Origin of the sequence: Bifidobacterium saguinibicoloris, assembly GCF_019331725.1 — a bacterium.
GTDB classification, from domain to species: domain Bacteria; phylum Actinomycetota; class Actinomycetes; order Actinomycetales; family Bifidobacteriaceae; genus Bifidobacterium; species Bifidobacterium saguinibicoloris.
The window spans coordinates 24769-34261 of sequence record NZ_JAHBBF010000022.1 but is presented as its reverse complement, the minus strand read 5'-3'; the positions used below and the strand labels follow the sequence as shown (position 1 = coordinate 34261).

Genomic DNA, 9493 nt, shown 5'->3' with positions numbered 1-9493 from the left:
GATCACATCCGCCGCGCAGCACTCGTACTGCACGTACAACTCGACCGCACGCCGCCGCTGCTCCCTCGTATACCTCGCCACGATGGGCTCCTCCCGGATCACAGTCCAAGAAAACGGCACCACCTCGAACGGCCCACCTCAACTTGAAATACACCCCACATCACTGATCAGACCCGAACACTGGTGGCCCCTGGTCAGCGGCCACGCTCGGGACAAGGACGGCGACGATTCGCCGAAGCCCTATGACGACGGCATCCAGACTAATAACCATGATGACCCCGCCAACGAACCCGGCTTCTATATCCGCAAGGGACACGTCCGTTGACCCGCATGCCGACGCGCATAGCCGTCATGCATGGAAATCATTGAATTCGTCATGCAAGTAACGCAAAGCCTGATCGACATGATCGCGATCCTCATCCCTTCCGAGAATGGCAGCGCCATGAACATTACCCGCGTTGGCCTCGACTTGGCCTGCGCCATCATCGGCATCACGGGAATCATCCATCGAGCTTCGGCCTGGATGCAAAAGGAAAGGAAGGCAACGGAGATCCTGCGGCAGCATCCGTACCACGCCCGGGATTTCTAAAACACCACGTTTGGTTCCTACAGCCCGGGAAACCTTGGGTACCTGTCGGACTGGGATAAACCCCGCGTCGTATACGCCGGTAGAGTCGACCCCGCCATAACCGTGGTGGGGTAAAAGCCGCGGGCGCAAGTCTTACGATTTGCGCCCGCCATAGTTTCCAAGGGGGATATTACCATGAAAACACGTCTTTTACGAGCGTGTGGCGTGGTGCGATGGTGCGGCGTCTGCCGCACATCCCATATGGTGACGGTGGCCGTCTACAGTGACGGAACACTGGTCATCCATGTGACCGTCTGACCATGCCGGGGGTACCGGCGCGAAACGCTTCGCGCCGGCGTCCCCCTTGGATAGAATGAGCCCCACCGGCCAACTAGGTAAGGTGGGAGCAATGGGACTTAGAGAACTACGCCTAAAACGTGGGATGACACAACAGCAATTAGCCGACAGGCTCGGCGTGACGCGGCAACGCATCGCGGCCATTGAGACGGGACAGCGCCCTATCGGTGGTGTCTCGCTTGATAACGCGCTTGCGATTTGTGACGCGTTGCGTGTGTCTAACCCGCGTAAACTCTTGGACGATTCCGAGCCGCCGCAAGGTGACTAGGGGTATTCCAGGTGGCGTGTGTTTTTCAGTGGGCGCGGCCATGCGCCCTATATCGTGGCTACCCTCACTCGCCGTCTTTATGGCGGGGGTAAGGGACTGTAGCGTGTTCCAAGGTAGACGGGATACGCTGGAATAACTACTAGTGAAAGGTGGTGTGCTATGACTAGTGCGACTATCAACATTTCGGTCGATATGGATGTGCTGTACGACGCGGAACGCGATTCGCGCGATGAGGGCATGACGCTTGTCGAGCGGTTGCAGATGGTTATTGCCGGTTGGGCTGAGGCTCGTGAGGACGCGGACGATTTGGCCGCGTTGAACGAGGCTATGGCGCATGATGACGGTACCCGTTACAGTGCGGACGACGTGGATAGGATGCTTGATGGCGTGGCGTCTTGAGTATACGAAAGAGGCCGTGCGTCAGCTCCGCAAGATGGGGCCGTCGGATAGTAAGCGCGTCCGTGATTGGATGCGTAAGCATATCGACGGGTGTGAAGATCCGCGCGTGCATGGCAAGGGTCTGACTGCCAATCTTTCCGGCAAGTGGCGGTATCGTGTGGGTGATTGGCGTGTGCTTGCGAACATCGATGATGGTGTGGTTACTGTCGAGGTGTTCAAGGTCGAGCATCGTAGCGAGGTCTACAAGAAGAAACGTCACTGACCATATCGGCGTGCCGTGGCCTAATCACGACACGCCGATTTTACAACCCAAGATTATTAGGATAATCTAATAGTCATCGAGTTCAATCGAGCGAGATACCCCAGCAAGTACCGGACGCCCATGGTGTTTCTGTACGTGCGACTATTAGATTTTTCTAGTAGAATTGGGCTCCCGAACAACAAGCGAGGTGAGCCTATGGGATTACGCGAACTACGGAAACGCGCCGGTTTGACACAAGTCAAGTTGGCGCGGATGACCGGGATAGCGCAAACGACATTGAGCGGATACGAGACTGGACGTTACGACGTCCATTCCATGACGCTTGATAACGCACTGCGATTATCCCGCGCCCTTCGGTGTCATCCGTCCGACCTTACGGACGGGTACCCCGACTAAAAGGAATGCCGCCGAAAGATTGGGACCTTTCGACGGCGCGCCAACAAAAGCGAATCATATCCGTCCGCCGGTCCCGCAAGAACGAGGAGGTAGCGTATGACAACGCAATTGAAGGCCACTGACATCGACCGCAAGTTCGATGACGGCGAGGATGTGATGGAGTACTTCGACATGTCCAAGGCCGTTGTAAGGGAGCCTGAGACATCGGCGACGCGGAAGATGAATCTCACCGTGCCGACTTGGATGGTCGAACGGCTCGATAGCGAGGCCGGGCATCTGGCGGTGTCCCGGAACGCGCTTGTCAACATGTGGCTGGCGGATCGTATCAAAACCGAGGACCGCGAACGCGAGCTCGTGCATTAATCAATAATCAGGGTGGGGGCGATTCCATCAATCGCATGCAGGCCGCATGGTTTCGAGGCGGTCGGGAGACGGAGAGGCTGCAGATTTCCTCTTGGCCGCATGTTCGATGATGTCTCCTCAGCCTTTACGCCTGCAAGGCTGAGGAGACGTGCTTTAGGGCGGTCCGACCATTCGGGCGAAAGCCTGTTCGATGACGTCCCCGCGTCGGATTTCGCGTCCGCCACGTCGTCTTTTCGCCGCGATGGGGTAGCGTGTGATCGTAGGGAAACGCCGAACGGGGAGGGGCATCGTGCAGGTCGCGTTGGAGAGCAACCTCTTCTTCATGCTGGTCGAATACGTGGCCGTGTTCTGCTGCGGTCTGGTGGGTGGTCTCGCCGCTGTCCATAAGGAGTACGACCTGTTCGCCATACTCGTCACCGCGTGGCTGACCGCCTTGGGTGGCGGCGTGCTGCGCGACGTCCTGCTTGAGGTGCCGCCCGTCGGCATCACCGACAAATGGTCCGTGGTCACCGCGTTGGTCTCCGGTGTGGCCATCGCCGTGCTGCATCTCGAGGTCGACAAGCTCAAATGGTCGATGCTTACGCTCGATGCGCTGGCTCTCGGCCTGTTTGCCGTGATCGGCACGTCGAAGGCCATGTATCTCGGCTCCTCCGGCATGACCTCCGTCTTCCTCGGCATGGCGACCGCCCTGGGCGGAGGACTGGTGCGTGACATGCTGCTCAACGACGTGCCGATGATCATCCGCGACAAGCACTGGTACGCCGTGCCGTCGGCGCTGGGATGTGTGCTCACCGTGTTCGTCTGCAAGGGGCGCATCGCCGGGTTGCTCGACGCCGAGCAGGAGATCGCCTTGGACATCGTCATCATCGCCCTCATTGTCGGGCTGCGTCTGGCTTCGGTCATCTTCAACATCAAATTCCCGGGGGCGGTGGAGCGCCGCACCGTATATCTGCCGGGGGAGGGACGGTATCTGCGCAGACCGGACATCACGCCGAAGCCCAGGGGCGGGGAGACGCCGAAGCGTTCGCGCTGGGACGACGACGGTGATGAACGGGAGTGACCCGCCTTCGTGGTCCGCGACACGCCTATGTGCCGGGGTTTCATTCCGTGTCCCGTTATCCGGGTGGCGTGCTATCATCTATGTTTTGTATGTCCTTATAGCAAACGTCGTTTGGAGTTACATTGGCAAACATCAAGTCGCAGAAGAAGCGCGTCATCACCAACGAGAAGGCGCACAAGCGCAACGTGGCCGTCAAGTCCGCGCTGAAGACCGCCGTCCGCAACACCCGCGAGGCCATCGCCGCCGGTGACAAGGCCGCCGCCGAGGCCGCCTACCAGGTCGCCGCCAAGAAGCTGGACAAGGCCGCCGGCGCCGGCGTCATCCACAAGAACCAGGCCGCGAACCGCAAGTCCGGTCTGGCCGTGGCGATCAACGCCCTGTGATTCATGGTTCCGCCCGTCATCGGGCGGAACGGCCGGAAGACCCCGCAGACCGCATCGTCTGCGGGGTCTTTCATGTCGCGTACACTAATGTGAGTTTGACTTCAGGCACGTCGAGTAGGAGGCATGCTTCAGTGGCCACCCAGCACAACCAGCCCGGTTCCACCGACCAGTCGTTGATCCGCAATTTCTGCATCATCGCGCATATCGACCACGGCAAATCAACCGTGGCCGACCGCATCCTGCAGCTGAGCGGCATCGTGCCCGAACGCGAGATGCGCGACCGCTTCCTCGACCGCATGGACATCGAGCAGGAGCGCGGCATCACCATCAAGTCGCAGGCCGTGCGCGTGCCGTGGACCTTCGACTGCACCGAATACACGCTCGGCATGATCGACACCCCGGGTCACGTCGACTTCACCTACGAGGTGTCCCGAGCGCTGGCCGCTTGCGAGGGCGCCGTGCTGCTCGTGGACGCCACGCAGGGCATCGAGGCGCAGACGCTGTCGAACCTGTACATGGCCATCGACCACAACCTCACCATCATCCCGGTGCTCAACAAGATCGACCTGCCCAGCGCCGAACCGGACAAGCACGCCGAGGAGATTGCGAATCTCATCGGCTGCGATGCGTCCGACGTGCTGCGCGTCTCCGGCAAGACCGGCGAGGGCGTGGCCGACCTGCTCGACCGCATCGTCATGGAGGTGCCCGCGCCCGAAGGCGACCCGACGGCCCCGGCGCGCGCCCTCATCTTCGATTCCGTATACGACTCCTACCGCGGCATCGTCACCTACATCCGCATGGAGGACGGCGAGCTGCACGACCGCGAGAAGGTGCACATGATGGGCATCGGCATGACGCACGATCCCATCGAGATCGGCGTCATCAGCCCCGACATGACCCGCACCAAGGCGCTCGGCGCCGGCGAGGTCGGCTACATCATCACCGGCGCGAAGGACGTGAGCCAGTCCAAGGTCGGCGACACCCTGACCTCCGCCGTGCGTCCCGCCACGGAGCCGCTGCCCGGCTACCGCGACCCCAAGCCGATGGTGTACGCGGGCCTGTTCCCGATCGACAACGCCCAGTTCCCCGAACTGCGCGATGCGCTCGACAAGCTCAAGCTCAACGACGCCGCCCTCATCTACACGCCGGAGACCTCCGTGGCGCTGGGCTTTGGCTTCCGCTGCGGCTTCCTGGGACTCCTGCACATGGAGATTGTCAACGAGCGTCTGTCGCGCGAGTTCGGTCTCGACCTCATCCAGACCGCCCCGAACGTCACCTACGACGTGACCTCCGAGGACGGCTCCGAACATCACGTCACCAATCCGAGCGAGTTCCCGGACGGCAAGATCAAGAAGATCGTCGAGCCGATGGTCGCCGCCGACATCATCACCCCCAAGGAGTTCATCGGCGCGGTCATGGACCTGTGCCAGGACCACCGCGGCCAGATGGGCACGATGGAGTACATCTCCATCGACCGTGTGGAGATGCACTACCGCATCCCGCTCGCCGAGATCGTGTTCGACTTCTTCGACCAGCTGAAGTCCCGCACCAAGGGCTACGCTTCGCTCGACTACCATGAGGACGGCGAACAGTCCGCCGATCTCGTCAAGGTCGACATCCTCATCCAGGGCGAGAAGGTGGACGCGTTCAGCGCCATCGTCCACCGCGACAAGGCATACAGCTACGGCGTGATGATGACGAAGAAGCTGCGCGAGCTCATCCCGCGCCAGCAGTTCGAGATCCCGATCCAGGCCGCGATCGGCTCGCGCATCATCGCCCGCGAGAACATCCGCGCCTTGAGGAAGGACGTGCTCGCCAAGTGCTATGGCGGCGACATCACGCGTAAGCGCAAGCTGCTCGAGAAGCAGAAGGCGGGCAAGAAGCGCATGAAGATGCTCGGCCATGTCGAGGTGCCGCAGGAGGCGTTCATCGCCGCCCTGTCCACCGGCGAGGACGCGAACGACCGCGACACCAAGGACAAGATCCGCGCCGCGCAGAAGACCGAAGGCTGATGTTCGAGGTCTACATCCACGTGCCGTTCTGTCTGCGGCGCTGCGGATACTGCGATTTCAACACGTACACGGCCGTGGATCTCGGCGCCGGCGCCTCGCGGGGCAACTATGCCGACATGGTCGTGCGCGAGATGGAGCTCACGCGCGAATGGCAGCTCGCGCACGGCATCGAGGAACCGCCGGCCGACACCGTCTTCTTCGGCGGCGGCACGCCCACGATTCTCTCGGCGGACGACCTCGTCGCGATGCTCGACGCCATCCGCCGCATCTGGGGCGTCGCTCCGGACGCGGAGATCACCACCGAAGCCAACCCGGACACCGTCAACGAGTACTACATCAACCGCCTCGCCGAAGGCGGCTTCACACGCATCTCCTTCGGCATGCAGTCCGCCGTGCCGCATGTGCTGAAGACGCTCGACCGCACGCATACGCCCGCGAACGTGGCGGCGGGCGTCAGGGCCGCCGACAAGGCCGGGCTCCGGTCCAGCGTCGACCTCATCTACGGCGCGCCGGGGGAGAGCCTCGACGACTGGCGCACGTCGGTGCGCACCGCCATCGACCTCGGCGTCAACCACATCTCCGCATACGCCCTGACCGTGGAGCCGACCACCAAGATGGGCCGTCGCATCGCCGCCGGCACCCTGCCCAAGCCTGATGACGACGACGAGGCCGCGAAATACGAGATCGCCGACGACCTGCTCACGGCGGCCGGACTCGCATGGTACGAGGTCTCCAACTGGGCGAAGCCCGGATACGAGAGCCGTCACAACCTCGGCTACTGGCGCAACGTCGATTGGGCGGGCATCGGCCCCGGAGCCCATTCCCACTACAACACGGTCGCCGACAGCGAAAGCGCCGAGGCACATGCCTTGCGCGCGTGGGACATCGCGCACCCGCGCATGTGGGCAACCGCCATCAACGAGGGCCGCATCCCGTGGGGCGGCAGCGAAACCATCACGACGGGGGAGAACCTCGAGGAGCTCATCATGCTCGGCCTGCGCATCCGAGAGGGTCTCGACATGGACCGCATCAACCGGGCCATCGCCTCCGCACGCGGGGCGGACGGATCCACGCCCCTGCGTCCCATCGACGCCGCGCAACTGTTGCCGATGGTCGAGGAAGGACTCGTCGTCATCGAATCCGACGCTAGGAACCATACCCGCATCGTCCCCACGCGCAAGGGGCGTTTGCTCAACGACGCCGTCATCGAACGCGTCTTCGACCTCGCCGGCGTGTGAACCGCGATGAGTTGCTTTTTGCTAGGTACCTTGTATTATTTGCAAGGTACCTAGCAGAATTTCGTGAGGGGCGCCGCATACCATGACGACAAGCGACCGGGAACTGGTGGAATTGTTCCATGACGTGGCGCGCGTCAGCCATCAGCGGGAGGTGCGCAACAACGACGCCCTCGCGCATGGCGGCGGGCAGTCGCGCTGCCTGCTCACCCTCGGCGGTCTCGGCCCGGTCAGCCAGCGTCGGCTCGCGGCGATCCTGGGCATACGCTCGGCATCGATGAGCGAACTGCTCGGCAAGATGGAGGCGCGTGGCTGGATCTCGCGCACCCCGCATCCGGAGGATGGCCGCACCTACCTGGTCGAGCTCACCGGGGAGGGCAGGGCCGAGGCGATGCGTCGTCGGTCCGCCGGCAACAACGCGTCCGGCGAACTGCTGGCGGCGCTCAGCGAAGACCAACGCGTCCAATTCGGTGAGATCCTCGCCGCGATCAAACGCCATTACCAGGAGCTCGACGAACGTGGGGCCTAGCGCCGCCACGTGACGGCCGGAACGGCCGGAACCGAAACCGTGCCGTGCCCTCGGCGCGTCACCGACATCACCATGAATTCTCGGCAGGAACATCGACCATGCGAGGCAACGCCATGTCCAACAGTGGACAAACCCCATTGAGCAATCGCCGCCGCGCGCTCATCTTCGTCAACATCATGCTCTCGTGCATCGCCATGACCATCATGGCCACGGCGCTCACTACGGCCCTGCCACCCATCGTGGCCGATCTGGGCGTCACCATGCAGACCGGCCAATGGCTCACCAGCGGCTACTCGCTCGCCATGGGCATCGTCATGCCGTTGACCGCGTTCCTCATCACCCGGTTCCCGACCAAGCCGCTGTATCTCGCAGGCACCGTGCTGTTCATCATCGGCTCGCTGATCTGCGTGGCCCCGGTGCCGTTCGCCGTCATCATGGTCGGGCGCGTGGTGCAGGCGTGCGGCAACGGGCTGCTCATGGCGATGGCGCAGGTCGTGCTCATGACCATCTATCCGGACAGCCGTGGCACGATCATGGGCTGGTACGGCCTCGCGGTCGGTGTCACGCCGGTGATCGCGCCGACGTTGTCCGGTCTGATGGTCGACGCGTTCGGCTGGCGGTCGATCTTCTATCTGGTGGTCGGTGTGATGGCGGTGTCGCTGATTGCGGCCTGCCTCGTGTTCGACAACGTGCTGAGGACGTCGAGGCGCTCCTTCGACGTCCTGTCCTTCGCGGTGAGCATCGTCGCGTTCGGTGGTGTGACGCTCGGCATCGGCAACATCGGCTCCATGCCGTTGACGAGCATGGCGGTCCTGCCGTCGCTGGCGCTGGGCGTCGCGGCGTCCGTATGGTTCGTGATGCTGCAGCTGAAGCGCGAGCGCCCGTTCCTCGATGTGCGCATCTTGCGTCATTGCGGGTTCGCGTTGAGTGTGGTCGGCAGCATGCTGCTGTACTTCGCGATGATGGGCTCGTCGGTGATGCTGCCGCTCTACGTGCAGACCATCAAGGGCGGTTCGGCGTCGATGGCCGGCCTGGTGAGCCTGCCCGGCTCGCTCGCCATGGCGGTCATCAGCCCGATGGCCGGCAGGTTGTACGACCGGTTCGGCGTGCGGCGTCTGTTCCTCGTCGGCGGCGTCTGCCTCACCGCGAGCAACCTGTGCATGGGACTGCTGCCGATGTCGGCGTCCATCTGGGTGGCCGCCACGATCAACGTGGCGCGGTCGCTCGCGATCGGCTGCCTGATGATGCCGCTGGTCACCTGGGGCACCGGAGTCGCGGGGGAGGGGCGTCTCGCCGATGCGAACGCGTTGCTCACCGCGCTGCGCACCATCGCCGGCGCGATCGGCCAGGCCGTGTTCGTCGGGATGATGACCGCGTTGGCGGCGTCCGCGCACGCCGGCGGCATGACCATGTCCGCGGCGGACATGCATGGCCTGAACCTGACGTATCTGGTCATGGGTGCGTGCGCGGTCCCGTTGATCGTCATCCCGCTCGTGTTCCTGCACAGCGAGCGGAACGGCTGACGACGTGGGCCTGTCGTGATCGTGCCGCCGCGAATCGATGCCCGGCGGTATTGACTTCGAGCGCTCGAAGTCGATATATCCGATGATGGTGGATGATATGCAGAGTCCGGAGAGCATGTTCGCCAAGGAGGTGGCCGG

General features: G+C 62.8%; 13 protein-coding genes. All 13 read left to right on the top strand.

What is annotated here, in order from left to right; translation table 11 throughout:
- A partial coding sequence (locus KIH78_RS10075; protein WP_219132246.1) for a hypothetical protein occupies positions 1-325 on the top strand: 325 nt, incomplete at its 5' end.
- Positions 326-355: 30 nt separating this feature from the next.
- Positions 356-589 carry a hypothetical protein gene (locus tag KIH78_RS10070; protein WP_219132243.1) on the top strand — a complete coding sequence of 78 codons (234 nt, stop codon included), beginning with the start codon at positions 356-358 and terminating at the stop codon, positions 587-589.
- 352 nt (positions 590-941) lie between these two features.
- Positions 942-1193, top strand: a complete 252-nt coding sequence (locus tag KIH78_RS10065) for a helix-turn-helix transcriptional regulator (protein ID WP_338024143.1) — start codon at positions 942-944, stop codon at positions 1191-1193.
- A 159-nt stretch (positions 1194-1352) separates the two neighbouring features.
- Complete coding sequence (locus KIH78_RS10060; protein ID WP_219132241.1) at positions 1353-1592, top strand: hypothetical protein; 240 nt, start codon at positions 1353-1355, stop codon at positions 1590-1592.
- The gene (locus KIH78_RS10055) at positions 1576-1854 is read left to right on the top strand and encodes a type II toxin-antitoxin system RelE family toxin (RefSeq protein ID WP_219132240.1); all 279 of its coding nucleotides are present in this window, start codon (positions 1576-1578) and stop codon (positions 1852-1854) included. Before KIH78_RS10060 ends, KIH78_RS10055 begins: the two co-directional genes overlap by 17 nt.
- Positions 1855-1974: 120 nt before the next feature.
- Positions 1975-2250 (top strand): helix-turn-helix domain-containing protein, encoded by a 276-nt coding sequence (locus KIH78_RS10900; RefSeq protein ID WP_420830158.1) that lies wholly within the window; start codon positions 1975-1977, stop codon positions 2248-2250.
- Positions 2251-2346: 96 nt separating this feature from the next.
- Positions 2347-2613, top strand: coding sequence for a type II toxin-antitoxin system BrnA family antitoxin (brnA, locus tag KIH78_RS10045; RefSeq protein ID WP_219132238.1), 267 nt, complete (start codon positions 2347-2349; stop codon positions 2611-2613).
- Between the two features lie 322 nt (positions 2614-2935).
- Entirely contained in the window at positions 2936-3673 is a 738-nt protein-coding gene (locus KIH78_RS10040; protein WP_219132245.1) for a trimeric intracellular cation channel family protein, read from the top strand.
- Between the two features lie 122 nt (positions 3674-3795).
- Complete coding sequence (rpsT, locus tag KIH78_RS10035) at positions 3796-4056, top strand: 30S ribosomal protein S20 (RefSeq protein WP_214312359.1); 261 nt, start codon at positions 3796-3798, stop codon at positions 4054-4056.
- A gap of 131 nt (positions 4057-4187) precedes the next feature.
- Positions 4188-6068, top strand: coding sequence for a translation elongation factor 4 (gene lepA / locus KIH78_RS10030; RefSeq protein ID WP_219132237.1), 1881 nt, complete (start codon positions 4188-4190; stop codon positions 6066-6068).
- Positions 6068-7306 (top strand): radical SAM family heme chaperone HemW, encoded by a 1239-nt coding sequence (gene hemW, locus KIH78_RS10025; RefSeq protein ID WP_219132236.1) that lies wholly within the window; start codon positions 6068-6070, stop codon positions 7304-7306. The genes lepA and hemW overlap by 1 nt, the downstream gene beginning before the upstream one ends.
- Before the next feature lie 82 nt (positions 7307-7388).
- Positions 7389-7832, top strand: coding sequence for a MarR family winged helix-turn-helix transcriptional regulator (locus KIH78_RS10020; RefSeq protein WP_219132235.1), 444 nt, complete (start codon positions 7389-7391; stop codon positions 7830-7832).
- A gap of 98 nt (positions 7833-7930) precedes the next feature.
- Entirely contained in the window at positions 7931-9355 is a 1425-nt protein-coding gene (locus tag KIH78_RS10015; RefSeq protein WP_219132234.1) for a DHA2 family efflux MFS transporter permease subunit, read from the top strand.
- Positions 9356-9493 lie beyond the last annotated feature (138 nt).

What these genes read in the sequence shown, in the direction of transcription:
- KIH78_RS10070 (WP_219132243.1), top strand. Translation starts at nt 356, where the DNA reads ATGGAAATCATTGAATTCGTCATGCAAGTAACGCAAAGCCTGATCGAC.
- KIH78_RS10065 (WP_338024143.1), top strand. Translation starts at nt 942, where the DNA reads ATGAGCCCCACCGGCCAACTAGGTAAGGTGGGAGCAATGGGACTTAGA.
- KIH78_RS10060 (WP_219132241.1), top strand. Translation starts at nt 1,353, where the DNA reads ATGACTAGTGCGACTATCAACATTTCGGTCGATATGGATGTGCTGTAC.
- KIH78_RS10055 (WP_219132240.1), top strand. Translation starts at nt 1,576, where the DNA reads ATGGCGTGGCGTCTTGAGTATACGAAAGAGGCCGTGCGTCAGCTCCGC.
- KIH78_RS10900 (WP_420830158.1), top strand. Translation starts at nt 1,975, where the DNA reads ATGGTGTTTCTGTACGTGCGACTATTAGATTTTTCTAGTAGAATTGGG.
- brnA (WP_219132238.1), top strand. Translation starts at nt 2,347, where the DNA reads ATGACAACGCAATTGAAGGCCACTGACATCGACCGCAAGTTCGATGAC.
- KIH78_RS10040 (WP_219132245.1), top strand. Translation starts at nt 2,936, where the DNA reads ATGCTGGTCGAATACGTGGCCGTGTTCTGCTGCGGTCTGGTGGGTGGT.
- hemW (WP_219132236.1), top strand. Translation starts at nt 6,068, where the DNA reads ATGTTCGAGGTCTACATCCACGTGCCGTTCTGTCTGCGGCGCTGCGGA.
- KIH78_RS10020 (WP_219132235.1), top strand. Translation starts at nt 7,389, where the DNA reads ATGACGACAAGCGACCGGGAACTGGTGGAATTGTTCCATGACGTGGCG.
- KIH78_RS10015 (WP_219132234.1), top strand. Translation starts at nt 7,931, where the DNA reads ATGCGAGGCAACGCCATGTCCAACAGTGGACAAACCCCATTGAGCAAT.